Origin of the sequence: Buttiauxella selenatireducens, assembly GCF_031432975.1 — a bacterium.
GTDB lineage: Bacteria > Pseudomonadota > Gammaproteobacteria > Enterobacterales > Enterobacteriaceae > Buttiauxella > Buttiauxella selenatireducens.
The window spans coordinates 62,478-89,194 of the sequence record NZ_CP133838.1; the positions used below are offsets into that span (position 1 = coordinate 62,478).

Consider the following 26,717-nt stretch of genomic DNA (forward strand, 5'->3'; position numbering starts at 1 on the left):
TCATGAATGACGCGCAGTTATTGCAGTACTTTCAACATCAGCAGACACAACCGGGCTGGTTCTCTTTGCTCCACATCATGATTGATAGCATGGTGGCGAATGCGGGTGAAGCAGAAAGCCGCTCGTTTCTGATACAAATGGGTGAGACGCTGGCCGCGCGTCACCCATTAGCATTAGCGCGAACTGTGGGCGAACTCGAATCGCAGATAAATCTTCAGCTTGCCCGTTTCAACTGGGGCTATATTGATATTGAAGCCAGCGAAACGGCGATGCTCATTCGCCACATGGCTTTGCCTGTTCCCGCAGACGAAGCGCAGCAGGCTTCCTGGAATAACGCCTTTAGCGCCGTTCTGGAAGGAATATACGCCCGTTGGTTGCGCGATCAGGGCGGCAAACCGCATGTGTCGCTGTGGCGCGAGTCTTCACCGTCAGCAACAGTGGTACACTTTCGATATCAAAATAGTCGATGAGGTGCTTTGATGTTGCAGCGATGCAAAACGCTGATAGTGGCAATTATTGCCTTGATCTTCAGCCAGCAAGCGCTGGCTGACACGGCATGGGACAGCTATAAATCCCGTTTTTTAATGCCCGATGGTCGCATTGTCGATACCGGCAATAAAAGCGTCAGCCATACCGAAGGCCAGGGTTTTGCCATGATGATGGCAGTGGCCAACGACGACCGCGCCAGTTTTGAAAAGATGTGGAACTGGACGCGAAAAACGCTGCAAAACCCCGAAAACGGTCTGTTCTATTGGCGTTATAACCCAGTCGAAGCCCAACCGATCACCGATAAAAATAACGCCACCGATGGCGATACGTTTATCGCGTGGGCGCTGCTAAAAGCGGGTAACAAGTGGCAGAACCCGGATTATCTCAAAGAATCAGATGCGATCGCTAAGGCGCTGGTCGCTCATAACGTGGTGCGTTTTGCTGGTTTACAGGTGATGCTGCCTGGCGCAAAAGGTTTTAACCTTAATAGCTATGTGAATCTGAACCCGTCCTATTTTATCTTCCCGGCCTGGCAGGATTTCGCTGACCGCAGTCATTTAACGGTGTGGCGGGATTTGATTAATGATGGGCAGAAGTTGCTGGGTAAAATGCACTTTGGTAACCCACAACTCCCGTCTGACTGGGTTTCGCTCTATTCCGATGGCCGTACCGTTCCGGCAAAACAGTGGCCTGCACGTTTTAGTTACGATGCAATCCGTGTTCCGTTGTATGTGTACTGGTTTAATCACAACAGCCCTGAGTTGCAGGCCTATAAAACCTGGTGGGGACGTTACCCACGTGACAAAACGCCAGCATGGGTGAACGTCACCACGGGCGATACCGCATCGTACATGATGGATGGCGGGCTACTGGCAGTGCGGGATTTGGTACTTCAGCCTGCGAATGTGGCGGCACCGCAAATTACGGCTCAGGAAGATTATTATTCTGCGAGTTTGAAGATGCTGGTGGCGCTGGCGGCGAGGTGATTGCGGGTTTGTAAGGATGGCCCTCACCCTAACCCTCTCCCCCAGGAGAGGGAATAAACCCCCTTCATCCCCAGAGGAGGGAATACTACGGTTTTCTCCTTCTCCCTCAGGGAGAAGGTCGGGATGAGGGTGATTTTTCCCGAGGCACTTTCCAAAATTAACCCCCCATTCTGACAACCCGCCTAAAAATCACCACTATTCAGCAATGAATAAAAAACTAAAAACCTACGCTAAAACTCTGCGTCAAACGATGACACCTGAAGAACAGCTTCTATGGTACATGCTGAGAAACCGCCGTTTTGCGGATTACAAATTCAGGCGGCAACATCCCGTTGGCCCGTTTATTCTCGACTTCGCCTGCTACCAACCACAGCTCGCCATAGAGCTGGACGGCGGGCAGCACGGTGAAAACCATCGCTATGACGAACGCAGAACACAATGGCTGGAGGGAAGAGGCTGGAAAGTCTTACGCTTCTGGAATAATGAGTTATCAGAAAATACGGAAGGAGTGCTCACCGTTATACTTGATGCGTTGAATGCGCTTTCGGTTTCTCGGGTCTAAAAGGCTTCACAATGCAGTATACTCAGCATGCATAAGAATATGTCCAGTAAGCCCAGCCATTGCGGAGTGTAAGTTTGCGAGTCAGTCGTTCATTAACGATTAAACAAATGGCGATGGTGTCAGCCGTCGCCTTGCTGTTTATTTTCATTTTTATTGTGGTACAGCTTTTTCACTTTGTGCAGCAAAGCCGCTACGACACCGCCAGCCAGATGGAGAAAATCGCCCATTCGGTGCGTATTCCGCTGTCTGAAGCTATCCTGAAGGCGGATATTCCTCAGGCAGAATCCATCCTGAATCAGATCCAACCTTCCGGCATTATCAGCCGGGCGGATGTGGTGCTGCCGAACCAATTCCAGGCATTGCGCAAAAGCTTTGCGCCAGAGCGCCCGATCCCCGTATGGATTACTCGTCTGTTCGAACTTCCGGTTCAGATATCGTTACCGCTGTATTCACTGGAACGCCCGGCAAATCCGCAGCCGCTGGCCTATCTGGTGCTGCAAGCGGACTCCTGGCGGATGTACAAATTCATCATCAGTACCATTTCGACCTTACTGACGACATATCTGCTGCTGGCGCTGATTTTGTCTGTTGCGATTAGCTGGTCGATAAACCGTTTAATTGTTCACCCGGTGCGTAAAATCGCCCGTGAACTCGATAGCCTAAGCCCGCACGAAGCGGCGAGCCATCAACTCAGCCTGCCTCATCTTCACCACGATGATGAAATAGGTATGCTGGTGCGCAGCTATAACCGTAATCAACAAATGTCGCAGCGCTTACATGAAGAAACGAGCGCGATGAGCACCCGAAACACCCTGACCGAGTTGCCCAATAAAGCGCTGTTACTGGCGTTGCTCGAGCAACTGACGGCCAGCGAGAACAAAAATGCGCTGATCGTGATTGCCAGTGAAACCTTGCAGGATAGCGCCGGTGTGCTGAACGAGGAGCAGCGTGAAATGCTGCTTCTGACGCTGGTTGAGAAAATAAAAGGGGTTCTGCCACCTAAGATGGTGTTGGCTCAACTTAGCGGGTACGACTTCGGCATTATTGCGCATGGTGTTCAGGATGCATGGCAAGCGATGGCCCTGGCGAAGCAAATCAATGCGGTATTCAACGAAAAACTGACCATTCACTCTATTTCTCTCAAGCCGACAGCAAGTATCGGTATTGCGATGTATCACGGCGGTTTGACCGCCGAACAACTGTATCGCCGTGCGGTTTCCGCGGCATTTTCTGCCCGTCGCCATGGCAAAAATCAGATTCAGTTCTTTGACCCTGAACAGATGGAAATTGCACAGCGCCATTTGACCCAGGAGCACGATTTAATGGCAGCGTTAGACAACCATCAGTTCGCGATTTGGTTGCAACCGCAGGTCAACATGCGTACCCGGGAAGTGGTCGGCGCAGAAGTGTTGCTGCGTATGCAGCAGCCAGATGGGAGCTGGGCGCTGCCGGAAGGCTTGATTGAGCGTATCGAAGATTGCGGTTTGATGTTCACCATTGGCAACTGGATCCTTGAAGAGTCTTGCCGTGTGCTGGCCGGATGGCAAACCCAGGGCATCACTATGCCGCTCTGTGTGAATATCTCGGCACATCAATTACTGCACGAACAAATGGGCGCGTCACTGCTGGAATTGATGGCGCGTTACCGCATCCAGCCAGGAATGTTAATTCTGGAAGTCACGGAAAGTCATAATATTGATGATCCGAAAAAAGCAGTCAGTATTTTGCGTCCGTTACGCAAAGCTGGGGTGCGAATTGCGCTGGATGATTTTGGTATGGGTTACGCCAGCCTGCGCCATTTACATCACCTGAAATCGCTGCCGGTGGATGTGTTAAAACTCGATAAGAGCTTTGTCGATGGCCTGCCGGAAGACAACACGATGGCGGGGGTTATCATCGGTATGGCGAATACATTGGGCCTGAAACTGGTGGCTGAAGGAATTGAAAATCAGGCGCAGTGCGACTGGCTGTTAAACGAAGGTGTGACCCTTGCTCAAGGTTATCTTTTCTCCAGGGCACTGACTCTTAAAGAGTTTGATTCAAAGTACTTATCCGCCGCAGATCAGTAAACTGGTTGTTGCAAATGTTATTGGGCTGGCGCGAGTCAGCTCAATTATTTAACAATTTTGTCTACAAATCAGCGCTGTGTCACTTTTGAGTGTTTTTGTGGGTGTTATTTTTGGTGCCGCAGATCGGAAGGTTTGCGGAATCTCTACCTCTCAAGGACACCCTATGAAACTCTCTCTTTTTAAAAGCCTCTACTTCCAGGTCCTCACGGCGATCGCCATCGGTATCCTGCTGGGTCATTTTTACCCGGAACTAGGCGCGCAGATGAAACCGCTCGGCGACGCGTTCGTTAAACTGATTAAAATGATTATCGCGCCGGTTATCTTCTGCACAGTCGTGACGGGCATTGCGGGCATGGAAAGCATGAAAGCGGTGGGCCGTACAGGTGCTGTGGCACTGCTTTACTTCGAAGTCGTCAGCACCATCGCGCTGATTATTGGTTTGCTCGTCGTAAACCTGTTGCAGCCAGGGGCTGGCATGAACGTTGACCCGGCAACGCTTGATGCTAAAGCTGTGGCAATGTATACCGAACAGGCCCAGCAGCAGGGCGTGGTCGCATTCTTACTGGATGTCATTCCGGGTAGCGTGATTGGCGCGTTCGCCAGCGGCAATATCCTGCAAGTGCTGCTGTTTGCGGTACTGTTTGGCTTTGCACTGCACCGTCTTGGCCACAAAGGCCAACTGATTTTCAACGTCATTGAAAGCTTCTCTCAGGTTATTTTCGGCATCATCAATATGATCATGCGCCTTGCGCCAATCGGTGCTTTCGGTGCCATGGCGTTTACTATCGGTAAATATGGCGTCGGGTCGCTGGTTCAGCTTGGTCAGTTGATTATCTGCTTCTATATCACCTGTATTCTGTTTGTGGTGGTGGTGTTGGGTTCTATTGCCCGGATGACGGGTTTCAGCATCTTTAAATTTATCCGCTATATCAAAGAAGAGCTGCTGATCGTGCTGGGCACGTCCTCGTCTGAATCCGCGCTGCCAAGAATGCTCGATAAAATGGAGAAACTCGGCTGCCGTAAATCGGTTGTCGGGCTGGTTATCCCGACCGGGTACTCGTTTAACCTTGATGGCACCTCGATTTATCTCACCATGGCAGCGGTGTTTATCGCGCAGGCCACCAACAGCCATATGGATATTTTCCACCAAATCACGCTGCTGGTGGTGTTACTCCTCTCCTCTAAAGGCGCGGCGGGTGTGACGGGAAGTGGTTTCATCGTACTGGCGGCAACGATTTCAGCGGTGGGGCATTTACCGGTCGCGGGTCTGGCGTTGATTCTCGGTATTGACCGCTTTATGTCTGAAGCACGTGCGCTGACTAACCTGGTCGGTAATGGTGTGGCGACGGTGGTTGTGGCGAAGTGGGTGAAACAGTTGGATGAGAAACAACTGACAGAAACTCTCAATAATCCAAATTCCGCGAAAAAAGTGAGCGAAGTCTCTTCTTAAAACCCTCAATTGCCCACGGCGACTTGCCCTCGCTGTGGGCTACTGCGCATAATTGACCCTTGAGCCAAATTCTTTGGCGTTTTTTTTCATTTTAAAAGTGACGTTTCCGCTTCGACGCGGTCAAACGGAGTGGTGAAATGTCACCGCGGTGGCTTTTTTTCGTAATCTTTTGCCACCATTACACTTTTTAATCAGGATTGTTTTCCAGGGGTTAACATGCAGGGCACCAAAATTCGACTCTTAGCTGGCGGATTGCTGTTGGTCGCCGCCGCCAATAATGTGCAGGCAGAAGCACTACAGCCCGACCCAGCCTGGCAGCAAGGCACGCTGGCCAATGGTTTTCAATGGCAAGTCCTGGCCACACCTCAGCGCCCAAGCGATCGTATTGAGATTCGTCTGTTGGTCAACACTGGCTCATTGACTGAGACCACCCAGCAGAGCGGCTTTAGCCACTTCTTACCACGCCTGGCACTTACACAAAGCGGTAGCTTGCAACCCTTGCAGGTACGCTCACTATGGCAGCAAAGTGTGGACCCGCAGCGTCCTCTGCCTCCAGCGGTAGTTTCGTATGACTTCACGCTGTTTAATCTTAGCCTGCCTAATAACCGCAATGATTTGCTCAAAGAAGCGCTGGTTTATCTGTCAGAAAGCACCGGTAAAACGTCAGTAACCCAGGATACGGTGAACGTTGCGCTGCAAACTCAGGATATGGTGGCAACCTGGCCGATGGACACCAAAGACAACTGGTGGCGCTATCGCTTGCAAGGTTCCACGCTGTTGGGCCATGACCCGGCAGAAGATCTCAAGCAGCCGGTTGATATCGAACAACTGAGCGAGTTCTACAAGAAATGGTACACCCCGGATGCGATGACGTTGATTGTGGTAGGTAACGTTGATAGCCGAAGTGTTGCCGATCAAATCAACAAAACGTTTGGTACTCTTACAGGCAAACGTGAAACGCCCGCACCGGTTGCGACCCTTTCTCCGCTCAAGCGCGTGCCTGTAAGTTTGATGACCGACAGCGTGAGCCAGGATCGTCTCTCTTTAATGTGGGATAACTCATGGCAACCAATTCGTGAATCGTCTGCATTGCTGCGTTACTGGCGTGCTGACCTCGCACGTGAGGCGCTGTTCTGGCATGTGCAGCAGAACCTCAGCAAGCAGAACATTAAAGATCTCAACCTGAGCTTCGATTGCCGTGTGCTGTATCAGCGTGCGCAGTGTGGCATTAACCTTGAGTCACCAAACGATAAGCTGAATGCGAATTTAGCGAACGTGGGCAAAGAGCTGGTTAACGTTCGTGATAAAGGGCTATCGCAGGCAGAGTTTGATGGGTTAGTTGCGCAGAAAAAAGCGGAACTCGCCAAACTGTTTGCCACTTACGCTCGTACCGATACCGATGTGCTGATTAGCCAGCGTATGCGCTCGTTGCAAAACCAGGTGGTTGATATCGCGCCGGAACAGTATCAGAAGTTGCGTGGGGATTTCCTGAATAGCCTGACACTGAGTTCGCTGAATCAGGATTTACGTCAGCAGTTGTCGCAAGAAATGGCGCTGGTGCTGTTGCAGCCCAAAGGCGAACCTGAGTTCAATATGAAGGATCTGCAAGCGACGTGGGATAAGGTGATGGTGCCGAGTAAAACGCTGCCGCTAACGGATGAGCCTAAGCAGGATGGGGCGGATGTTCCTCCGGCGCAGTAACCGGACGCCCTCACCCTAGCCCTCTCCCCCAGGAGAGGGGATAGTGCGGCATTCTCCCTCATCCGGTGGGAGAATATCGGGGGGGATAGTGCGGCATTCTCACTCATCCGGTGGGAGAATATCGGGAGGGATAGTGCGGCAATCTCCCTCAACACAGGGGGGCGTCTTTCCCCCTCTCCTTCAAGGAGAGGGTCGGGGTGAGGATTGTTTTAGCCTGGCATCGCTTCTTTCGGGATAATCGCGCCGCGGTACTGAATCACGGTGCTCGCAGTCAAATGTCCACGTTTTGCCGCTTCTTCCGCACTTCCGCCCGTCAAACGCACCGCCAGATAACCCGCGCTGAAAGAGTCACCCGCCGCAGTAGTATCGATCACTTTTTCTTTCGGTAATTTAACCGCAGGCACTTCTAACGTCGATTCACCCTGAATCGCCACCAGGCAAGAATCTGCACCACGCTTGATAACCACTTCACGCACGCCCGCAGCTTGAGTACGGTGAATCACCTCTTCAACCGGCTTCTCGCCCCATAGCAAGTCTTCGTCATCCAGCGTCAGGAACGCGATATCAGTGCATGCCAGCATTTGTTGGTAAACCTGTTGCGTCTCTTCACGGCTTGCCCACAGGCGCGGACGATAGTTGTTATCGAAGATGACTTTGCAACCGTTAGCGCGGCATTGAGCCAGCAGCACCATCAGCTTTTCACGGCTAGCAGCGTTGAGAATCGCCAGGCTAATTCCACTCAGATAGACGTAGTCGAACTGAGCCAGTTCTGCACAGATTGCTTGCGCTTGATCGCTTTCCAGCCAAAAACGGGCTGCGGCTTCGTTGCGCCAGTAGTAGAAGGTGCGCTCGCCAGTCGCGTCAGTTTCGATGTAATACAGACCCGGTAAACGGTGTTCCAGGCGCTGTGTCAGTTCGGTATGTACGTTTTCTTGCTGCCAGGCGTCCAGCATTTGTTGGCTGAAGTTATCTTCACCCAGCGCCGTAACGTAGTGGACTTCAAGCGCATCAGCATTGACCTGACGAGCAATATAAACAGACGTGTTTAGGGTGTCGCCACCAAAGCCGCGGCTAACTTCCGCACCTTTTTGCGACAGTTCAATCATACATTCACCGATGACGGCGATTTTGCGCGTTGGCATAGCAGTAAACCTGAATTAATGAAATTCCCGCTAGTTTGCTGGTCGGTTAAAAACGAGTCAAACAATTTAAAACGATGTTTCGGAAAACTTTGAGCTAAGGCAGATTCTCGTCAATGTGAACGAACTCTCTTTCATTGAGGTTGTACTGAAAGCGAACATAAAGTTCTCATGCGCTACGCCGATAACTTGTCGATGAGCCATGCGAGTTATCAAAGTAAACAGGACCCACATGATGAAGTTTAAGCAGATCACTCACCGGCTTAATACGCTTGAGGCGAGTGTCGAAAGTTTGCAGGAACGGCGATTCTGGTTGCAGTGCCAGCGGCAGTACACCTTCCAGCCGATCTACAAAATCGATGGTCGATTGATGGCGATAGAGCTACTGACGGTGGTCACGCACGAGGATGAACCGGACGTTCGTATTCCGCCCGATCGCTACTTTTCATCTGTCACCAGCCGTACGCGATTGATGGTCATCGAAGAGCAACTTAACTTACTGCGCAGTTGGGAATCCATCTTCATCGGCTATGACATCTTAGCCTCTGTGAATGTCGATGGCCCTACGCTTGTGGCCATGAAACATCATCAGCCGATCCTGGCGCTGATAAACAAAATGCCGTGGGTGCGTTTTGAACTGGTGGAACACATTACCCAGCCACAAGCGGTAACGCTTGCGGGAATGAACGAATTTGGCCCGCTGTGGCTGGATGATTTCGGTACGGGAGTCGCCAACTTTTCGGCATTAAGTGAGGTGCACTACGACTACATCAAAGTCGCGCGTGACCTGTTTATCATGCTGCGCACCAGCGAAGAGGGCCGCAATTTATTCACTATGTTGCTGCAATTGATGAACCGTTATTGCAAAGGAGTCATCGTTGAAGGCGTGGAAACTGAAGATGAATGGCGCGATGTCCAAAACTCTCCTGCATTCGCGGCGCAAGGCTATTTTCTCTCCCGTCCCTTCCCATTTGAACAGTTAGAGAGTGTGCTAACTCGCCTCTCCTGATGCCGCATCGGTCACGCTCAACTATCTTTAGTGAATGCGAGCCACATCAGGAGAAGGTAAAAGGCATGACTAAAACTGGAAAAGTCGCCAGCGGTATCGTCGGGGGTTTATTGTTGTTGGTTGTGGTGGCAATCATTGTGATTGCGACGTTTGACTGGAATCGGCTCAAACCGACCATCAACCAAAAAGTCTCGACGGAGCTTAATCGGCCCTTCGCCATTCGTGGCGATTTAGGCGTGGTATGGGAACGTAACAAAGAAGAGACCGGCTGGCGCAGTTGGGTGCCGTGGCCGCATGTTCATGCCGAAGACATCATGCTCGGTAATCCACCCGATATTCCTGAAGTCACCATGGTCCATCTGCCACGCGTTGACGCCACGCTTGCACCACTCGCATTGCTCACCAAAACCGTTTATATCCCCTGGATAAAGCTCGTTCAGCCCGATGTGCGCATCATTCGCCTGACGGAAAAAAACAATAACTGGACGTTTAACTTTGCCAGCGACAAGCCAAAAGATCCCAATCAGCCGCCGTCGTCCTGGTCCTTCAGAATGGACAATATTCTGTTCGATAAAGGCCGAATTGCGATTAACGACAAACTCACCAAAGCAGAGATGGAAATCCTCGTCGACCCACTCGGCAAACCGTTACCGTTTAGCGAAGTTGAAGGAAACAAACCGAAAGGCAAAGATGCCGCAAAAGCCGGAGACTATGTCTTTGGTCTGAAAGTTCGCGGGCGCTACAACGGGGAACCGATTGAAGGCAACGGCAAAATTGGCGGCATGCTGGCACTGCGCAGCGAAGGTGAAACGGCTTTCCCGGTGCAGGCCGATGTGCATTCAGGGAATTCACGCGTGGCATTTATTGGCACCATCAACGACCCCATGAAGATGGGGGGCGTTGATCTGCAACTGAAATTCTCCGGTGATTCGTTGGGTAATCTCTACGATCTTACCGGCGTGTTATTGCCGGATTCGCCGCCCTTTGAAACTGACGGACATTTACTGGCAAAAATCGACACGGAAAAAGGGTCGATCTTCCGTTATCAGAACTTTAACGGGCGAATCGGTGAGAGCGATATTCATGGTTCTCTGACGTATTCTCAAGGTAAACCGCGCCCGAAACTGGAAGGCGAACTTGAGTCTAAACAGCTTCGTCTGGCGGATTTAGGGCCGCTAATCGGTGTGGATTCCGGCAAAGGCGCTCAGCAAAGCAAACAAGCCGAGCAAGCCAAAGGCGAGAAAACTGTTCAGCCGAGCGGCAAAGTTCTGCCATACGACCGTTTCGAAACTGATAAATGGGATGTGATGGATGCCGATGTGCGTTTTAAAGGTGGCCGTATCGAACACAGCGGGACGCTGCCCCTCAGCAACCTTACGACGCATGTGATTCTCAAGAATGCCGACTTGCGCCTCCAGCCACTGAAATTTGGCATGGCGGGCGGCAGCATCAGCGCTAACATCCACCTCGAAGGCGAAAAAAAGCCGATGCAGGGAACCGCAGATATTCAGGCGCGGCGTTTACAGCTTAAACAGCTGATGCCGAAAGTTGAATCAATGCAAAAAACTCTCGGTGAACTGAATGGCGATGCGGATTTGCGTGGCCGGGGTAACTCTATCGCCGAGCTGTTGGGGAGCAGCGATGGCAACCTGAAACTGCTGATGCACGATGGGTTAATTAGCCGCAACCTGATGGAGATCGTCGGCCTGAATGTGGGGAATTACCTCGTCGGGCAAATCTTTGGCGATGACGAAGTGCGGATAAACTGCGCGGCAGCGAATCTGGATTTACGCGATGGGGTCGCCTCACCGCGTATTTTTGCCTTTGATACAGAAAATTCGCTGATTAACGTCACCGGCACCACCAACTTCGCCAGCGAACGACTCGATTTAACCATCAATCCAGAAAGCAAAGGGGTGCGCGTTCTTACACTGCGCTCGCCGCTTTATGTGCGGGGAACGTTTAAAAACCCAGATGCTGGCGTGAAACCAGGTCCACTGATTGCCCGTGGCGCGGTGGCCGCAGCGCTTGCGACATTGGTTACGCCCGCTGCTGCTTTGCTGGCGCTGATTTCGCCTTCAGAAGGCGGGCAGAACCAGTGCCAGAATATTTTGGGGCAGATGAAGAAGTGATTTGAGCCTGGACGCCCTCACCCCAGCCCTCTCCCCCAGGAGAGGGAGAAAAGCGGACCATCCCCTCTCCTTTGGGAGAGGGTTAGGGTGAGGGGAAAAACGAATACTACAGTGACAAATGACGTGTCTCTTTAGACACCAGCAATGCAACCAGCGTAATCGCTGACATCGCCGCCAGATACACACCGACATAGAACAGACCGTAATTCGCCTGCAACCAGGTTGCGATATACGGTGCAACAGATGCGCCCAGAATCGACGCCACGTTATACGAGAATGACGCTCCGGTATAACGCACTTCCGTTGGGAACAACTCCGGCAGCAACGCACCCATTGGGCCGAAAGTTAAACCCATCAGACTCAGGCCAATCAGCAGGAATGCCATCACCAGCGTCGGGTTACCCGAACCCAATAACGGCTGGAAGACGGCTAACGCAAACACAATCATCAAACTGGTGATAACAATCATGCATTTACGGCGGCCAAACTTATCAGCCAGTAAACCTGCAATCGGCACCATCACGCCAAAACCAATCACCGCCATCATCAGCATCCACAACACATCGTTGCGGGAGAAGCCCAGCCCCACCGGCACTTTGGCGGTACTGAAGGTCATTGAATAGACCGTCATGATGTAAAACAGCGTGTAAGTTGCCAGCATGATAAACGTGCCGATGATCGTCGCTTTCAGGTGCTTGCTCAGCAGCGTGCCGAGCGGGACTTTTACCTGTTTACCCGCCTTGGCGATTTTGGCGAACACCGGTGTTTCATGCAGAGAAACACGCACATACAGGCCGATTATCACCAGAACAGCGGACAGAATAAACGGTACGCGCCAGCCCCAGGACATGAATTGCTCGTCAGTCAGCAGCCAGGAAAGCAGCAGGAAGGTGCCGTTGGCAAAGAAGAAGCCGATTGGCGCTCCCAGTTGCGGGAATGAACCGTACAACGCGCGTTTACGTGGCGGCGCATTCTCGGTCGCCAGCAATGCCGCTCCGCCCCATTCACCACCCAGACCCAAACCTTGCCCGAAGCGTGCCAGTGCCAGCAGCATTGGCGCTAATACGCCGATGGTTTCGTAGCTCGGCAACAGGCCAATCAACACCGTTGAAACACCCATCGTCAGAAGTGATGCCACCAGGGTCACTTTGCGACCGACCCGGTCACCAAAATGGCCGAACAGTGCGGAACCAATTGGACGTGCCACAAAGGCAATGGCGAACGTGGCTAGCGACTGGAGTGTCGCCGCTGTTGGGTCACCTTGCGGGAAGAAGATATGCGGGAAAACAATGACGGCCGCAGTGGCATAAATATAGAAATCGAAGAATTCGATGGCGGTGCCGACGAGCGAGGCAACGACCACTTTTCCGCGTGAGTTAACGGGCGTGGCGTCAGTTTCAGTATTGACTGGAGTAGCGATGGTGGCTTGCATAATTTTTTCTTATTTTATATCGAACGAAAGGCCATATTACGCACAGCAAAAGGCGCATTTCAACGCAGGTTTGCTCACCGCGCTGTTCGATTAACGAGCAAAAAGAGGATAATTTTCAGTCCAGAAAAGAAGTGTCTATGTAATGCTTCACATAAATTGATATTTAGTGGATAAAACTGCTTTTAGGTTAAATAAAAGTTACAGGTTGGATTTATGTGCTGCGGATATTTATTCCCTCTCCTGGGGGAGAGGGCCAGGATGAGGGCATCGAATCCCCTCATCCCAACCTTCTCCCCAGGGAGAAGGGGAATAGCGAGCGGGTCAATTATGCGTTTTACCCGGCATTCTCGGGTCATCTTTGTATTGTGCGGTAGCAATCCACGCGGCACAAAAAAGCGTCAGGCGGGCGAAGAAATAGAAAAACGCCATCAACCCTAAAACGGAACCAAACGCCGCGCCAGAAGGTGATTTTACGAGGGCTGGCAAGCTGTAGGTCATGATGATTTTGATCACTTCAAAACCCACTGCCGCAATGAATGTGCCGCGAATAAGCGCCTTTCTACGCGGGCGGTGGCGTGGCAGACGCCAGAAAATCCAGAAGAACAGCAAGTAGTTAGCAAAAATGGATATCGTCAGCCCGACCAGGTGCCAGACCGGTTTTAACCATTCGATACCGTCCAGATGCAAAAGGCTAATCAGGAATGTCTGGGCGGAACCGGCAACCGAGGTGATGGATAACGTCACAACCAGCGCAACCAGCAAGCCAATCAGTGACACCAAATCACGCAGATACTTCGTCCAGAATTTTTCCTGGTCCTGCGGTGTCCGCTCCCACTTTTCCCGCGACTGAGCACGCACTGCTTCACGCAAATTTCCCATCCAGTTAATGCCGGAATAAAGCGCAATGAGCAGACCCACCAGACCCACGGTCGTACGCTGTTGCACCGCTGTATTGATGGTGTTTTTCAGCGTCGCGGCAAGCGTTGGCTCACTGACATTGACGAGGATCTTTTCGAAGATACTCTCAAGCAGCGTGGGATGTGACGCGAGGATGTAACCTGCGGCGGCAAACGCCACCATCAAAATCGGGATCAGCGACAGGAATGAAAAATAGGTGATTGCTGCACCAAACTGATTACCCATGCGGTCGTTAAACCGTTCCGCTGCGCGTATCAGGTGAGCAACGACAGGATTACGTTCGACACGCCCGACAGTGCTGTTCACGCTATCGATTGTTTTATTGACGGTCTGATTACTGGTTTTGATTTTGATGATCGGTTCATCGTCGGGCGTATCGGTAGGGCGACTTTCTTTGCTTTCCGGCATGGTCATCAGGTGATTTTTCCTCTGCATCTGCAAGATCTTAAAGAAATTATAGCCTGAATGCTAATCGACATACCCTTTCACTAATCCCGTCAGCCATTCCATAAACAAATGAACGCGGCGGGAGAGATTACGTCGATGCGGATAAAGCAGTGAAACAGGCATCGGTTGGGCGCGGTATTGCGGCAGGATCTCCACCAGTTTTTTACTCTTGAGTAAGTCTCTCACGCCAATGCGCGGGACCTGAATAATCCCAAGCCCAGCCAGGCACGCGGCTTGATAGGTTTCGGTACTATTCACCGTGATAACGCCACCGGTTTTTATCCAACGCGTATTTTTATCGATCCAAACTTCAAACCCCTGCGGGCGGCTGCCGAGGTTTAGCGCGTAATGCACCACGGCGTGAGAAGCCAGATCGTCCAGGCTTTCCGGATAGCCAAAGCGCGCCAGATAATCTGGGCTGGCACAGTTAATTAAGGTGAGTTTCCCTAATGGCCGGGCAACCAGGCCTGAATCTTTGAGTTGCCCGACGCGTACCACGCAATCGAACCCTTCGCGCACCACATCCACCAAGTGATCGCTGCTGCTTAATTCCAGCTCAATGCCAGGATATTGCTGCAAGAAGGCGGGGAGTTTGGGGATCACCAGATTTTTAGCCACACCTACAGGCATATCTACACGTAATCGCCCACTGACGCTGCTGGGGTCATGCAGGAATAGCCCGTCCAGTTCATCAAGATTGGCTAATAGATCGCGACAGCGCTCGTAATAAACCATGCCATCTTGTGTCAACTGCACGCGTCGCGTCGTGCGGTGCAATAACCTTGTTCCAAGCATGGCTTCTAGCGCCTGAATTTGGCGCGATACGCTACCTTTAGGAAGGCCCAGAGTGTCGGCTGCGCGAGAAAAACTCTCAAGTTCAGCCACTCTAATGAATAGTTGCATTGCATGTATTTTATCCACTTTTTTCTCACATTGTTGTTGGTAGAGAAACAGTGATGCGTTATTGGCACTCTTTATTGATTTTGTAGCAGCTAATAAGCTTTACCTCAATCACCGAACCGTCATCGAAGGGGCAAATCATGAGTCAAACAATCGCATTAGTGACCGGCGGCAGCCGTGGATTAGGTAAAAACGCGGCGCTGAAGCTGGCTGGACGCGGAGTGAATATTATTCTGACCTACAACAGCAAGCAGCAAGAAGCGCAGGATGTGGTGCGCGAAATTGAGCTAACAGGCGTGAAAGCGGTGGCAATTCAATTGAATGTCGCCGATAGCACAACCTTCCCGGCTTTTGCTACAGAAGTGAAGCAACAACTGCGTGACGTGTGGCATCGCGACTCGTTTGATTATTTATTAAACAATGCGGGTACGGGGCTCGATGCGCTGTTCGAAAAAACAACAGAAGCGCAATTTGATGAATTAATGAACATCCATTTGAAAGGACCTTTCTTCCTCACCCAGCACTTGCTGCCGCTGATTAAAGATGGTGGACGCATTTTGAATGTATCGACTGGCCTGACGCGTTTCGCTTTGCCAGGAAAAGCGGCATATGCCGCGATGAAAGGGGCGATGGAAGTGCTGACGCGCTATCAGGCAAAAGAGCTGGGGGCGAGAGGGATCTCGGTCAATATCATCGCTCCGGGCGCGATTGCGACAGATTTTGGCGGCGGTGTTGTACGTGACAATGAGCAGGTGGCGAGCGCTATCGCCGCACAAACCGCGTTGGGACGCGTTGGGCAACCTGATGATATCGGCAACGCGATTGCGGTTCTGCTCAGCGATGAAAGCGGCTGGATGAATGCGCAGCGTATTGAAGTTTCGGGTGGAATGTTCTTGTAAGTGGGTGTGCTTGCGAAGGTGAAATGATCCTCACCTTCGCGTGTTAAATATTTGTCAAAAATATTGAATAATTTGAGCGAATCATTCCACTATCACCCCTTGAGGTGCAGCGCTATTCTTATCACATCGAAAGCAAACACGCTTTCTCACCTAAACAAACCTCAAGGATAATTATCATGAAAAGCATCAAATATTTTGCCGTAGTTATGACTCTTGCCGCTTCATTCTCCTCTTTCGCTGCAACCACTCAGGCAGTTGAAAGCCAAAAAATCGGTACAGTTTCCGTAAGTGGCGCGTCAAACATCGATAGCCTACAGGCGCAATTACAAGCAAAAGCTGAACAGGCTGGCGCGAAATCTATCCGCATTATCTCTGCTGGCGGTGATAACAAAGTGTTTGGTGTCGCTGAGATGTATAACTAAGCATTCACGCTGTATGGGCCGCCGCGAATGTGCGGCCCGTGTTTTATCTGAACTCGCTGCGTAACAAGCCAAAAATCCAGTCGTCTTGCCAGACACCGCCGAGGAAGTAATTTTCGCGCAGTATCCCTTCTGGCTGAAAACCCACTTTTTCAAGCACTCTCTTCGAACCGATATTCCCCACCGTCACTGTGGCGGTCAGTTTTCGCATGGCGCATTTTTCAAAGGCAAAACGACAAAGGGTATGAAGCGATTCATAACCATAACCTTGCCCGTGAAAAGTCGAATCGAGGATAAAGCCGACTTCCGCTATGTCATCCTCACCGCGTACAAATCCGGTGAAGCCAATCAGCATCCCGTTGTGTTTATCGCGCATCGCAAGGCATAACCAATGGCGGCTGTGCAATTCCCAGCGCACCAGGCGTGAATTAAATATTTGGCGGATTTCCGCTTCTTTGCGGTCATCGGAGACGTAACGCATAACGACAGGATCTTGTTGCAGCTGTAAAAAACTCGGCCAATCCTGCTCGGTAACTTGCGTTAAGTTCAGTCGTGGTGTGGAGAGATGCAACATGATTATCAGTCCACAATAAACAGCGTTGCGCCGCGGTGGGTCGATGAACGGTGAGGTTCGGCGCCATCGGCAACCTGGTAGCTCATGCCTGGTTTTAAAGTGAAAGTGCGGCCATCTTCGAGTTCTGTTTGCAGCTCGCCCGCAAGACAAAAGAGTACATGACCTTTTTGACACCAGTGATCGGCAAGATACCCCGCCGTGTATTCCACCATTCGAACCCGTATTTCCCCAAACTGCTGCGTGCGCCAAAGTGCTTTTCCGGTTACGCCCGGATGTTCGGTTACTTGAACGGTTGACCAGTCGGTCGTGTTAAAAGGCAAATCAGTTATTCGCATGGTTGAACCTTATTATTTTTTTGCCGGAGGTGTTTGCCCTTTAAGTGATATCAGCAAAAAAATAACGGCGCCAGAAAATTGCGCCGTTATATGAGGTTAATTCCAGCGTGATAAATCATCCGTAGTCAGTCCAATGTCGCGTAATTGTTCCTTACTAAGCCCTTGTAGTACGCGCGCTGTCTGGTGTTGTAACCAGCGTTGCCGGAAATAGCGGTAAATCATCACAAAGCCATAAAACGGTTTGTGAGAACGGTTTTCTTCAAAGCCCATGATGTTGCTCCTCTTGTGAGTTCGAGGTACATCATGCGCCGCCATACAGATAGCCGACAGATTCAAATATTACTTTTATTTAACATACAGAAGCGCTAAAACATGATCTGAATGGCGAATATGTCACCACTCTGTACTGGTTTTTCCGTCTGTATGGTTGCTTAAGAGGATACAGCATGACGCGCTACCAACATCTCGCCACATTGCTGGCAGAACGCATTGAACAAGGGTTGTACCGCAGTGGTGAACGCCTGCCTTCGGTGCGCAGCCTGAGTAATGAACATGGCGTGAGTATCAGCACCGTGCAGCAGGCTTATCATCTTCTTGAAGACAAACAGCTGATTTCACCGCAGCCCCGTTCCGGGTATTTCGTCACGCAACGCAAAGCGCAACCCCCGGTTCCGCAACTGACGCGTCCGGTACAGCGGCCTGTCGAGGTCACGCAATGGGACGCGGTGCTCGAGCAACTTGTTACCCGTGAAGAGGGCGATATTATCGCTTTGGGCAGCGGCGTCCCGGATGTAACACAACCGACCATCAAACCTTTATGGCGCGAATTGAGCCGCATCGCGCAGTATCAACAATCCGAATTGCTCGGCTATGACAGCATTCACGGTATGCGTTCGCTGCGTGAGCAAATCTCCCGTCTGATGCTGGATAGCGGCTGCGTGGCGACCGCCGACGATATTCTGATAACCACTGGTTGCCACGAAGCCCTGTCGATTGCAATTCGCGCAGTGTGTGAAGCGGGTGACATTGTGGCGGTGGAGTCGCCGTCGTTTCATGGCACCATGCAGATGCTGCGGGCATTTGGCATTAAAGTTGTTGAAATACCGACAGATTCTGTAACAGGCATCAGCGTGGAAGCATTGGAATTAGCGCTGGAGCAGTGGCCGATTAAAGCGGTGATTCTGGTGCCAAACTGCAATAACCCTCTGGGGTTTATTATGCCGGATGCACGTAAGAAAGCGGTGCTGACGCTCGCGCAACGTTTTGATATTGCAATCATTGAGGATGATGTTTACGGCGAACTGGCTTATGAATATCCCCGCCCAATGACGATTAAATCAATGGATGTTGATGGGCGAGTGCTGCTGTGTAGCTCTTTTTCTAAAACGCTGGCGCCAGGTTTGCGAGTCGGCTGGATTGTGCCGGGCCGCTATCTTGATCGCGCTTTGCACATGAAATACATCGTCACTGGCAGTACCTCGACCTTCTCACAACTCGCTGTGGCGGAGTTTATTCGGAACGGTAACTACCATCGCCATCTGCGCCGTATGCGCCAACTTTACCAGCGTAATCTCGAAGATTTTACCTGTCATGTTCGACACTATTTCCCGTGCGGTATCTGCGTCAGTCGTCCACAGGGCGGCTTTATGATGTGGGTTGAGCTGCCGGAAAATATAGATATCGTACCGATTTGCTGTGCGTTGCGCGAAGAACATATCCATATTGCGGCGGGCTCGCTGCTTTCTGCGTCAGGGAAGTATCGCAACTGTCTGCGCCTGAATTACGCATCGCCGTGTGATGCCGCAACCGAAGCCGCATTGCGTAAAACGGGGGATGCATTAAATAAGGCGCTGGAGAACGCGTAGATTTTGCTCTCTTTTATCGCCATTGGGCATGCAGCACTTGCGTTAGTCTGTTGTGTAATTGCGTTTTTCTACCCAGACATTCGTGCCCAATAAAGGATAACCATGACCAGCGCTTCACAGTTGCTGATGCGGGAAAAGTTTGAGACTTGCCTGAGTGTTTGCCGCCAGGCGTCATTACAAATTCTGCCACTGCTCACCATCACCGCCTCAGAAGGCAAAGATCCTCAATGGTTTTTTCAGCAACTGGAGCAGGCTCGCCTGGCACTCGGCAGTTGGATGGCAGTTGCAAAGCGGTTAAACCTCAATGACGCAGAGATTTCACAGTTCACTCTGCTGCTGCGCCATTTACAGCAACTGGTGCCGCAATATGAAAGTGGCCAGGAAATCAGCCATAACCAGCTTATTTCTGCACTGCGCTTTGTCAGTTATCTCGAATTGGTGCGCTTAAGGCAGCCACTGCTGGGTTATTCGACTGAGCTCGATAAGAACAGCGAGGCAGAACAGCAAAAGGCTGTACGCCAGATGCGGGCGCTGGAGTTAATGCTGAAGGCGATGATTACGAAAAATTATCCCAGTCAGTCGCACCTGGTGAATAAGCTGAAAAAACAGTTTGGCGCTGACTGTGTGCGCCGTTGGTTAAAGCATGGCGAGCAGGGTGATGTTTTAAGCGGTATGCGATTTGGCGAACTCGCTTTGATGGTGGTCGATAAAAAGGAGTTTGCGAACCACTATGCCGAAATATTCCACAGCTCGCCGCAGCTGAATCTATTTATTGATCAACGCAAAACGCTACAAACCTTCCTCGACGACGTGCGCGAAATTCGCAATCACCTTATTCAACAACCGCCGCTTACCTCGGTGCAACTCGCATTGTTGGATAGCTATTACCAGGAAAGCAGTGCGGCTATCCAGCGTGCCTGGGATGAAGGGCGAACGACAGTCAATCCGGCGGCATTCATGGCTGCTGACGACGCTCAAGTGCAGGAATTTATTGAACTTGCTCAGAAAAAATATCATCAGGCGGGTCGTGACTCGGATGAAGTGCGTGACACCATTGATCACCCCGACTTGCGTCATACCAAAAAAAAGCAGGACACCGGTGAAACGCTACGCATGTTGATGTGGTGCGTGGCGGGTGTGGCGCTGATTAGCGCGGCGATATTGGGTATGAATTTCCTGAGTGGTATCACTCAAAAGCCCGCGCAGGCAAACAGTGGCCCTGCAAAAGTGACGGTGGTTGATTCACTCCCGTTTAGCCAAAGTGCGCGTGAAAAGCTGGCGAATATTGGCATTACCTGGGAAGAGGGAAATCTGCGATCAGCCATTGAGCGTGGCGACTCCACGGTGGTGCGTCTGTTTATGCAGGGCGGTATGAACTGGAAAGTGTATTACACCGAATCTGCGCTGGCAGGAGATTATCGCGACGCTCTGAATACGTTGCTGCAATACCGTTCGCAAATGGATGAAGAGCGTCCGTGTCGGCGTATGGTCAGAACCGTCAGCCAGGCGATGAACGACGGGCAAAGTCTCACTTCTCTACGCAAACAATTCCTGCAAACTTTTTGCAGCACACCTGAGATTATTGATCGGCAAAAAGAAGATTTAGAACGCGCAAAATTACGGCTCCAGGCGCAACAGCAACGCAATTCTGACTCAACTGACACTGACGAAAAACATGCGGTGGAGATTCAGAAAGCGATTTATGACGCGATGCGGTAAAAAGAGCGATCGCTGCCTGGATTCGCGAAGACGTCTTTTTTATCTTCCAGATTCAGATAGTAAAAAAGCCTGGGATCCGCAGATTTCAGGCTTTTTTTTCTATTCAGAGTGTTGCTTAAAGGGATCAGTGAGTCGCTTCGCCAATCAAGGCACCGCCGCCAGCACCCACAGCCGCGCCTTTTAACACGTTATTGCCGGTAGCTGCTGCTGCAACGCCACCCACTGCGGCACCAATGGCACCCCCTTTACGAGCGGCTTTACCTGTGTCTCCGCTCTTAAACATGGCACCGGTGCCACCACCAACGACAGCGCCACCCACGGTGCTTTTCACGCTTTTGCCTGTCGCAGCACCAATTGCCGCTCCGGCAATTGCGCCACCTGATGTTTTATCAAGCGCCAATACGTTGCCTGAAAATGCGAAAGATAAGATCAATAAACCGGGAATGTATTTTTTCACTAAATTGCCCTCCTGGACATATAAATACGCAAAAACGTGCGCTCCAATTTTATTCTGCTCAGTTTGGGATACTGCCAGTATTAATATTTAATATCGCGTGCTTTCTGGCGACCATCTTGTTTAGTTTGGCGTTTATCCTGTCGGCAATCATGATTACTTTTATCATTGCTGACGATGCATTCGCGTTTTTCATGACGTGCAGTATCTCTGGTATCCTGGCGAGTATCCCGAGCTTCGCGGCGTTGCTGGCCTTGTATCGTCGCATTTGCAGTAGACATTGTGGATACCAGCAACACGCCAGTCAGTATACCAATCAGAGTAGAGGTCTTGTTCATGAGATAATTCCTGGAATATATTCCCTTCATACTTCAAGTTGCATGTGCGTTGGCTTTCCTCGCTCACCCCAGTCACTTACTTATGTAAGCTCCTGGGGATTCACTGCGTTGCCGCCTTCCTGAAACTTGAATTATTTAGGGAATAAGTGAAAAACATTCTGAATAAATAATAATTCATACAGCACCAGGCTAAAGAGTATAAGTTCGCAAATTACGTCTAAATGTAACTAAATAATTTGAAATCTATATTTCTTTGCACTTTTATAGACTCTATTGCACATACACATAAGAATTAATGAGTTAGCGTTTTGATTATTTGAGCTGTATTTTGCAGCGCGGGTTCGCGCAGTAAATAAAAAGGCTGCGGATCTTAAGATCCACAGCCTGTTGATTTATTTCCCGCCATTGGAGGACGGAGGCGCGGATTAGCGCATAGTAACGAACTCTTCCGAACCGGTCGGGTGAATCGCTACGGTATTGTCGAAGTCTTTCTTGGTTGCGCCCATTTTCAGTGCTACCGCAAAACCTTGCAGCATTTCATCCATGCCGTAACCAATGCCGTGGATACCGACAATTTTCTCGTCCGGGCCTGCGCATACCAGCTTCATGCGGCACGGCTGGCGGTGAGAGGTGACTGCGGTATACATCGCGGTGAAGGAGGATTTATACACCTTCACGTTATCGTCGCCGTACTGCTCACGCGCTTGTGGCTCAGTTAAGCCAACAGTGCCGATTGGCGGATGGCTGAAGACCACGGTTGGGACGTTGTTGAAATCCAGATGCTCGTCTGGCTTGTTGTTGAACAAGCGCTCAGACAGGCGACGGCCTGCGGCAACGGCAACGGGCGTCAGTTCTACAGCGCCGGTGTTATCGCCTACGGCATAAATGCCAGGCACGCTGGTGTTCTGGAATTTATCAACTTCAATGTAGCCTTTGGCGTTGGTTTTCACACCGGTAACCGCCAAATTGAAGCTGTCCGTTGCTGGTTGGCGGCCAATCGCCCAAATCAGGCAATCTACGGTCTGCGAACGGCCATCTTCCAGGTGCAGCGTCAGGCTACCATCGGCATTCTTCTCAACGGCTTTTGGCACGGCATGCGTGTGCAGCGTTGGGCCTTCGGTGTTAATGACTTCCAGCAGTGTTTCGACAATCAGCGGATCAAAAGTACGCAGCGGTGCGTGTTGGCGTACAAACAGATGAGTTTCAGAACCCAGCGCGTTAACCACGCCTGCGATTTCAACGGCGATATAACCCGCGCCGACGACGGCAATGCGTTTTGGCAGAGCAGGGAGTTCGAAGAAACCGTCGGAATCAATACCGTATTCAGCACCTGGAATTGACGGATGGCTTGGACGGCCGCCGGTCGCAATCAGAATGTGGTCAGCGGTGATGGTTTCACCGTTAACTTCCACAGTGTGTGCATCGACAAATTTGGCAAAGCCACGAATCACGTCAACGTTGTTTTTGCCCAGAACGTTGTCGTAAGAGGTGTGGATGCGGTCGATATAGGCGGTACGGCTGGCGATCAGTTTGTCCCAGTCGAATTTATTCACTGTGGTGTCAAAGCCGTAGTCCGGGCCGTACTGATGAATAGCCTCTGCGATTTGCGCCGCATGCCACATCACTTTTTTCGGCACACAACCCACGTTTACGCAGGTGCCACCCAGCTCTTTCGCCTCAATGAGTGCGCATTTCTTCCCATACATTGCCGCACGGTTAATGGAGGCAATACCGCCGCTGCCGCCGCCAATGGCGAGGTAGTCATAATGTTTGGTCATGATGTTTCCCTAATGAGTCGAAAAATATTCGCGATTGTAGCGCGCCCGGAGTTTGGTTCCACCGATTGCTGCGATAGCTGGTTTACTCAGGCACAACCCAGCTTAGCGTGGTCGAGCCGTTGCCAGAAGGCACCAGCGTTTTATGCAACCACGGCAGTACATTAGCCATTTGCTGCTCAAGTTTCCACGGTGGGTTGATAACAATCATGCCAGAGGCGGTCATGCCACGGCGGTCACTGTCCGGGAGAACGGCTAATTCGATTTGCAGGATACGGCGAATGCCGGTTTCTTCCAGCTCGCGCAGCATACGTTTGATTTGCTGGCGCATAACAACCGGATACCACAACGCGTAAGTGCCTGTAGCAAAACGCTTATAACCTTCACTGATGCCAGTGACGACGGCCTGGTAGTCGGTTTTAATCTCATACGGCGGGTCGATAAGAATCAGGCCACGACGGGAAACCGGCGGCAGTTTTGACTTCAACTGAGTGTAGCCGTCAGCACGTTCAACGCGAGCACGAGCGTCTTTCTGGAATTCAGAACGCAGCAGCGGGAAATCAGACGGGTGCAGCTCGGTGAGTTGCAGGCTGTCTTGTTCACGCAAAAGCTGGCGTGCAATCAGCGGAGAACCTGGGTAATAACGCAGTTGACCGGTCTGGTTAAAGTGTTTGACCGCACTGATGTACGGCTCAAGTTCAGCCGGCAGATCATCGTGTTGCCAGATACGGCCGATACCTTCCAGGTATTCACCAGTACGCTCGGCGTGTTCGCTGCTCAGTTTGTATCGGCCAGCTCCCGCATGCGTGTCGAGGTAAAGAAAAGGTTTATCTTTTTCTTTCAACGATTCAATGATTAAGGATTGAACGGTATGTTTCAGTACGTCGGCATGGTTGCCGGCGTGAAAGCTGTGACGATAACTGAGCATGGATTGCAGGGTTTCCAAAGACAAAATAATGTACTCAGTATACCGCGTTATGCTCGCCGCCCGGCATTGAAATTAACTACACTAAGCCTCATGTTAAAAGCTATACCCAAAATCAGGAACCGCGCTTATGACCAATCCATTGTTAACGCCTTTCGATCTGCCGCCGTTTTCCGCTCTCAAACCTGAACATATTGTCCCCGCAGTGCAGCAAGCACTGGATGATTGCCGTGCGAAAGTCGAAAGCGTGGTCGCACAGGGTGCGCCTTATAACTGGGATAATCTTTGCCAGCCGCTGGCGGAAGTGGACGATCGCCTGGGGCGTATTTTCTCGCCAGTGAGTCATTTGAATTCCGTACAGAACAGCCCGGAACTGCGTGAAGCTTACGAGCAGACGCTGCCGCTGCTGTCTGAATACAGCACGTGGGTAGGTCAACACGAAGGTCTTTATCAGGCGTACCGAAATTTGCGTGATGGCGCGTATTACGCGGACCTGAGCGTAGCTGAGAAGAAGGCGGTGGATAACGCACTGCGTGATTTCGAGCTTTCAGGTATCGGTTTGCCGGAAGAAAAACAAAAGCGTTATGGCGAAATTGCTGCGCGTTTGTCTGAGTTAGGTTCGACCTACAGCAACAACGTGCTGGATGCGACTCAGGGCTGGACGAAGCTCATCACCGACGATGCCGAACTTTCTGGGATGCCGGAAAGTGCAATGGCGGCCGCACGTGCTCAAGCCGAAGCGAAAGAGCTGGACGGCTGGTTGTTGACGTTGGATATCCCAAGCTATTTGCCGGTCCTCACTTATTGTGACAATCGCGAATTGCGTGAAGAAATGTACCGCGCCTATGCGACTCGCGCCTCCGATCAAGGGCCGAACGCAGGTAAGTGGGATAACACGCCAGTGATGGAGGAAATCCTCGCGCTGCGTCACGAACTGGCAGAGTTGCTGGGCTTTGGTAACTACGCGGAAAAATCACTCGCCACTAAAATGGCAGAAAACCCGCAGCAAGTGTTGGAGTTCCTGACCGATCTGGCTAAACGTGCCCGTCCGCAGGGTGAAGCTGAACTGGCACAACTGCGCGAGTTTACGAAAAAAGAGTTCAATGTTGATGCGCTGGAGCCGTGGGATATCACCTATTACAGCGAAAAACAGAAGCAGCATTTATACAGCATCAGCGACGAGCAACTGCGCCCGTACTTCCCGGAAGACCGTGCGGTAAATGGTTTGTTCGAAGTGGTGAAACGCATTTATGGCATCACCGCGAAAGAGCGTAAAGATATCGACGTCTGGCATTCTGATGTGCGTTTCTTTGAGCTTTATGACGAAAAAGGTGAACTGCGCGGTAGCTTCTATCTCGACCTGTATGCCCGTGAAAACAAACGCGGCGGGGCGTGGATGGACGACTGCGTGGGTCAGATGCGTAAAGCTGATGGCTCATTGCAAAAGCCGGTCGCTTACCTGACCTGTAACTTTAATCGTCCGGTCAATGGCAAACCTGCGCTGTTTACCCATGACGAAGTGATCACCCTGTTCCATGAGTTTGGCCACGGTTTGCACCATATGCTGACCAAAGTCGAAACGGCGGGCGTTTCTGGCATCAACGGTGTGCCGTGGGATGCCGTCGAGCTGCCAAGCCAGTTTATGGAAAACTGGTGCTGGGAGCCGGAAGCGTTGGCGTTTATCTCTGGCCATTTTGAGACGGGCGAGCCATTGCCAAAAGAGTTGCTGGATAAAATGCTGGCGGCGAAGAACTACCAGGCCGCGCTGTTTATCCTGCGCCAGCTTGAGTTCGGCCTGTTCGACTTCCGTCTGCACGCTGAATTTAATCCAGAGCAGGGCGCGAAGGTGCTGGAAACTCTGTATGAAATCAAGAAACTGGTTGCTGTGGTGCCATCGCCGACGTGGGGCCGTTTCCCACATGCGTTCAGCCATATCTTTGCTGGCGGATATGCTGCGGGTTACTACAGCTATCTGTGGGCTGATGTGCTGGCAGCGGATGCGTTCTCGCGCTTTGAAAATGAAGGTATTTTCAACCGCGAAACCGGGCAGTCTTTCCTCGATAACATTCTGACCCGTGGTGGTTCTGAAGAGCCAATGGAGTTGTTCAAACGCTTCCGTGGTCGTGAGCCACAGCTGGATGCCATGCTGGCCCATTACGGCATTAAAGGCTGATTTACTC

Annotated in this window: 24 protein-coding genes; 13 read left to right on the forward strand and 11 right to left on the reverse strand. The window is 51.3% G+C overall.

The genetic code is table 11. The annotated features are described in order from the left end of the window. The first annotated feature begins 2 nt into the window (after positions 1-2). The 6 genes from bcsD to RHD99_RS00305 all read left to right on the forward strand — a co-directional run bounded on the left by bcsD (position 3) and on the right by RHD99_RS00305 (position 7,257). Positions 3-470, forward strand: coding sequence for a cellulose biosynthesis protein BcsD (gene bcsD / locus RHD99_RS00280; protein WP_309877084.1), 468 nt, complete (start codon positions 3-5; stop codon positions 468-470). Between the two features lie 9 nt (positions 471-479). Then, complete coding sequence (locus RHD99_RS00285; RefSeq protein WP_309877085.1) at positions 480-1,475, forward strand: family 8 glycosyl hydrolase; 996 nt, start codon at positions 480-482, stop codon at positions 1,473-1,475. A 205-nt stretch (positions 1,476-1,680) separates the two neighbouring features. Next, complete coding sequence (locus RHD99_RS00290) at positions 1,681-2,037, forward strand: endonuclease domain-containing protein (protein WP_309877086.1); 357 nt, start codon at positions 1,681-1,683, stop codon at positions 2,035-2,037. A gap of 74 nt (positions 2,038-2,111) precedes the next feature. Next, on the forward strand, positions 2,112-4,106 hold the full coding sequence (gene hmsP, locus RHD99_RS00295) for a biofilm formation regulator HmsP (protein WP_183272093.1): 1,995 nt from the start codon (positions 2,112-2,114) through the stop codon (positions 4,104-4,106). A 163-nt stretch (positions 4,107-4,269) separates the two neighbouring features. Then, a complete protein-coding gene (locus tag RHD99_RS00300) occupies positions 4,270-5,556 on the forward strand; it encodes a dicarboxylate/amino acid:cation symporter (protein ID WP_270141960.1) in 1,287 nt (428 codons plus the stop codon). 216 nt (positions 5,557-5,772) lie between these two features. Then, positions 5,773-7,257: a M16 family metallopeptidase gene (locus tag RHD99_RS00305; protein WP_309877087.1), complete on the forward strand. Its 1,485-nt coding sequence runs from the start codon at positions 5,773-5,775 to the stop codon at positions 7,255-7,257. Positions 7,258-7,466: 209 nt separating this feature from the next. Here the strand turns inward: RHD99_RS00305 and kdgK are convergent, their stop codons facing one another. After that, positions 7,467-8,399 (reverse strand): 2-dehydro-3-deoxygluconokinase, encoded by a 933-nt coding sequence (gene kdgK / locus RHD99_RS00310; protein ID WP_309877088.1) that lies wholly within the window; start codon positions 8,397-8,399, stop codon positions 7,467-7,469. Between the two features lie 232 nt (positions 8,400-8,631). Between kdgK and pdeH the strand changes: the two genes are divergently transcribed. Further along, positions 8,632-9,405 (forward strand): cyclic-guanylate-specific phosphodiesterase, encoded by a 774-nt coding sequence (gene pdeH / locus RHD99_RS00315; protein ID WP_309879041.1) that lies wholly within the window; start codon positions 8,632-8,634, stop codon positions 9,403-9,405. 65 nt (positions 9,406-9,470) lie between these two features. Further along, the gene (locus RHD99_RS00320; RefSeq protein WP_309877089.1) at positions 9,471-11,537 is read left to right on the forward strand and encodes an AsmA family protein; all 2,067 of its coding nucleotides are present in this window, start codon (positions 9,471-9,473) and stop codon (positions 11,535-11,537) included. Between the two features lie 106 nt (positions 11,538-11,643). Here the strand turns inward: RHD99_RS00320 and RHD99_RS00325 are convergent, their stop codons facing one another. From RHD99_RS00325 to RHD99_RS00335, 3 genes are all read right to left on the reverse strand, one after another. Then, positions 11,644-12,969: an MFS transporter gene (locus RHD99_RS00325; protein ID WP_183272098.1), complete on the reverse strand. Its 1,326-nt coding sequence runs from the start codon at positions 12,967-12,969 to the stop codon at positions 11,644-11,646. Positions 12,970-13,290: 321 nt separating this feature from the next. After that, positions 13,291-14,301: an inner membrane protein YhjD gene (gene yhjD / locus RHD99_RS00330; protein ID WP_309877090.1), complete on the reverse strand. Its 1,011-nt coding sequence runs from the start codon at positions 14,299-14,301 to the stop codon at positions 13,291-13,293. Between the two features lie 54 nt (positions 14,302-14,355). Further along, a complete protein-coding gene (locus tag RHD99_RS00335) occupies positions 14,356-15,255 on the reverse strand; it encodes a LysR family transcriptional regulator (RefSeq protein ID WP_309877091.1) in 900 nt (299 codons plus the stop codon). Between the two features lie 119 nt (positions 15,256-15,374). Between RHD99_RS00335 and RHD99_RS00340 the strand changes: the two genes are divergently transcribed. Further along, positions 15,375-16,133, forward strand: a complete 759-nt coding sequence (locus tag RHD99_RS00340; RefSeq protein ID WP_309877092.1) for an SDR family NAD(P)-dependent oxidoreductase — start codon at positions 15,375-15,377, stop codon at positions 16,131-16,133. Between the two features lie 176 nt (positions 16,134-16,309). Then, complete coding sequence (locus tag RHD99_RS00345) at positions 16,310-16,555, forward strand: YdgH/BhsA/McbA family protein (protein WP_183272102.1); 246 nt, start codon at positions 16,310-16,312, stop codon at positions 16,553-16,555. Between the two features lie 43 nt (positions 16,556-16,598). Here RHD99_RS00345 and RHD99_RS00350 read toward each other — a convergent pair whose 3' ends face one another. The 3 genes from RHD99_RS00350 to RHD99_RS00360 form a co-directional block, all read right to left on the reverse strand. Further along, the gene (locus RHD99_RS00350) at positions 16,599-17,126 is read right to left on the reverse strand and encodes a GNAT family N-acetyltransferase (RefSeq protein WP_309877093.1); all 528 of its coding nucleotides are present in this window, start codon (positions 17,124-17,126) and stop codon (positions 16,599-16,601) included. 5 nt (positions 17,127-17,131) lie between these two features. Next, positions 17,132-17,461, reverse strand: coding sequence for a DHCW motif cupin fold protein (locus tag RHD99_RS00355; RefSeq protein WP_183272104.1), 330 nt, complete (start codon positions 17,459-17,461; stop codon positions 17,132-17,134). 96 nt (positions 17,462-17,557) lie between these two features. Next, a complete protein-coding gene (locus RHD99_RS00360; RefSeq protein WP_309877094.1) occupies positions 17,558-17,731 on the reverse strand; it encodes a DUF1127 domain-containing protein in 174 nt (57 codons plus the stop codon). A gap of 176 nt (positions 17,732-17,907) precedes the next feature. Here RHD99_RS00360 and RHD99_RS00365 point away from each other — a divergent pair, with 176 nt between their 5' ends. Both RHD99_RS00365 and RHD99_RS00370 read left to right on the forward strand, forming a co-directional pair. Beyond that, positions 17,908-19,326 (forward strand): aminotransferase-like domain-containing protein, encoded by a 1,419-nt coding sequence (locus RHD99_RS00365; protein ID WP_183272106.1) that lies wholly within the window; start codon positions 17,908-17,910, stop codon positions 19,324-19,326. Positions 19,327-19,428: 102 nt separating this feature from the next. Beyond that, the gene (locus RHD99_RS00370; protein WP_309877095.1) at positions 19,429-21,045 is read left to right on the forward strand and encodes an STY4199 family HEPN domain-containing protein; all 1,617 of its coding nucleotides are present in this window, start codon (positions 19,429-19,431) and stop codon (positions 21,043-21,045) included. 124 nt (positions 21,046-21,169) lie between these two features. On the opposite strand, the gene RHD99_RS00375 is transcribed toward RHD99_RS00370, so the two are convergent. From RHD99_RS00375 to RHD99_RS00390, 4 genes are all read right to left on the reverse strand, one after another. Continuing rightward, positions 21,170-21,502: a glycine zipper family protein gene (locus RHD99_RS00375; protein ID WP_309877096.1), complete on the reverse strand. Its 333-nt coding sequence runs from the start codon at positions 21,500-21,502 to the stop codon at positions 21,170-21,172. Between the two features lie 80 nt (positions 21,503-21,582). Further along, entirely contained in the window at positions 21,583-21,837 is a 255-nt protein-coding gene (locus RHD99_RS00380; RefSeq protein ID WP_183272109.1) for a hypothetical protein, read from the reverse strand. A 425-nt stretch (positions 21,838-22,262) separates the two neighbouring features. Continuing rightward, positions 22,263-23,615, reverse strand: coding sequence for a glutathione-disulfide reductase (gorA, locus tag RHD99_RS00385; RefSeq protein ID WP_183272110.1), 1,353 nt, complete (start codon positions 23,613-23,615; stop codon positions 22,263-22,265). Positions 23,616-23,697: 82 nt separating this feature from the next. After that, positions 23,698-24,540, reverse strand: a complete 843-nt coding sequence (locus RHD99_RS00390; protein ID WP_309879042.1) for a 23S rRNA (adenine(2030)-N(6))-methyltransferase RlmJ — start codon at positions 24,538-24,540, stop codon at positions 23,698-23,700. Positions 24,541-24,667: 127 nt separating this feature from the next. Between RHD99_RS00390 and prlC the strand changes: the two genes are divergently transcribed. Beyond that, on the forward strand, positions 24,668-26,710 hold the full coding sequence (gene prlC / locus RHD99_RS00395) for an oligopeptidase A (RefSeq protein WP_309877097.1): 2,043 nt from the start codon (positions 24,668-24,670) through the stop codon (positions 26,708-26,710). The last annotated feature ends 7 nt before the right edge of the window (positions 26,711-26,717 follow it).

Coding starts and splice junctions, on each gene's coding strand:
- bcsD (WP_309877084.1), top strand. CDS start 3: ATGAATGACGCGCAGTTATTGCAGTACTTTCAACATCAGCAGACACAA.
- RHD99_RS00285 (WP_309877085.1), top strand. CDS start 480: ATGTTGCAGCGATGCAAAACGCTGATAGTGGCAATTATTGCCTTGATC.
- RHD99_RS00290 (WP_309877086.1), top strand. CDS start 1,681: ATGAATAAAAAACTAAAAACCTACGCTAAAACTCTGCGTCAAACGATG.
- RHD99_RS00300 (WP_270141960.1), top strand. CDS start 4,270: ATGAAACTCTCTCTTTTTAAAAGCCTCTACTTCCAGGTCCTCACGGCG.
- RHD99_RS00305 (WP_309877087.1), top strand. CDS start 5,773: ATGCAGGGCACCAAAATTCGACTCTTAGCTGGCGGATTGCTGTTGGTC.
- kdgK (WP_309877088.1), bottom strand. CDS start 8,399: ATGCCAACGCGCAAAATCGCCGTCATCGGTGAATGTATGATTGAACTG.
- pdeH (WP_309879041.1), top strand. CDS start 8,632: ATGAAGTTTAAGCAGATCACTCACCGGCTTAATACGCTTGAGGCGAGT.
- RHD99_RS00320 (WP_309877089.1), top strand. CDS start 9,471: ATGACTAAAACTGGAAAAGTCGCCAGCGGTATCGTCGGGGGTTTATTG.
- RHD99_RS00325 (WP_183272098.1), bottom strand. CDS start 12,969: ATGCAAGCCACCATCGCTACTCCAGTCAATACTGAAACTGACGCCACG.
- yhjD (WP_309877090.1), bottom strand. CDS start 14,301: ATGACCATGCCGGAAAGCAAAGAAAGTCGCCCTACCGATACGCCCGAC.
- RHD99_RS00340 (WP_309877092.1), top strand. CDS start 15,375: ATGAGTCAAACAATCGCATTAGTGACCGGCGGCAGCCGTGGATTAGGT.
- RHD99_RS00345 (WP_183272102.1), top strand. CDS start 16,310: ATGAAAAGCATCAAATATTTTGCCGTAGTTATGACTCTTGCCGCTTCA.
- RHD99_RS00350 (WP_309877093.1), bottom strand. CDS start 17,126: ATGTTGCATCTCTCCACACCACGACTGAACTTAACGCAAGTTACCGAG.
- RHD99_RS00355 (WP_183272104.1), bottom strand. CDS start 17,461: ATGCGAATAACTGATTTGCCTTTTAACACGACCGACTGGTCAACCGTT.
- RHD99_RS00360 (WP_309877094.1), bottom strand. CDS start 17,731: ATGGGCTTTGAAGAAAACCGTTCTCACAAACCGTTTTATGGCTTTGTG.
- RHD99_RS00365 (WP_183272106.1), top strand. CDS start 17,908: ATGACGCGCTACCAACATCTCGCCACATTGCTGGCAGAACGCATTGAA.
- RHD99_RS00370 (WP_309877095.1), top strand. CDS start 19,429: ATGACCAGCGCTTCACAGTTGCTGATGCGGGAAAAGTTTGAGACTTGC.
- RHD99_RS00380 (WP_183272109.1), bottom strand. CDS start 21,837: ATGAACAAGACCTCTACTCTGATTGGTATACTGACTGGCGTGTTGCTG.
- gorA (WP_183272110.1), bottom strand. CDS start 23,615: ATGACCAAACATTATGACTACCTCGCCATTGGCGGCGGCAGCGGCGGT.
- RHD99_RS00390 (WP_309879042.1), bottom strand. CDS start 24,540: ATGCTCAGTTATCGTCACAGCTTTCACGCCGGCAACCATGCCGACGTA.
- prlC (WP_309877097.1), top strand. CDS start 24,668: ATGACCAATCCATTGTTAACGCCTTTCGATCTGCCGCCGTTTTCCGCT.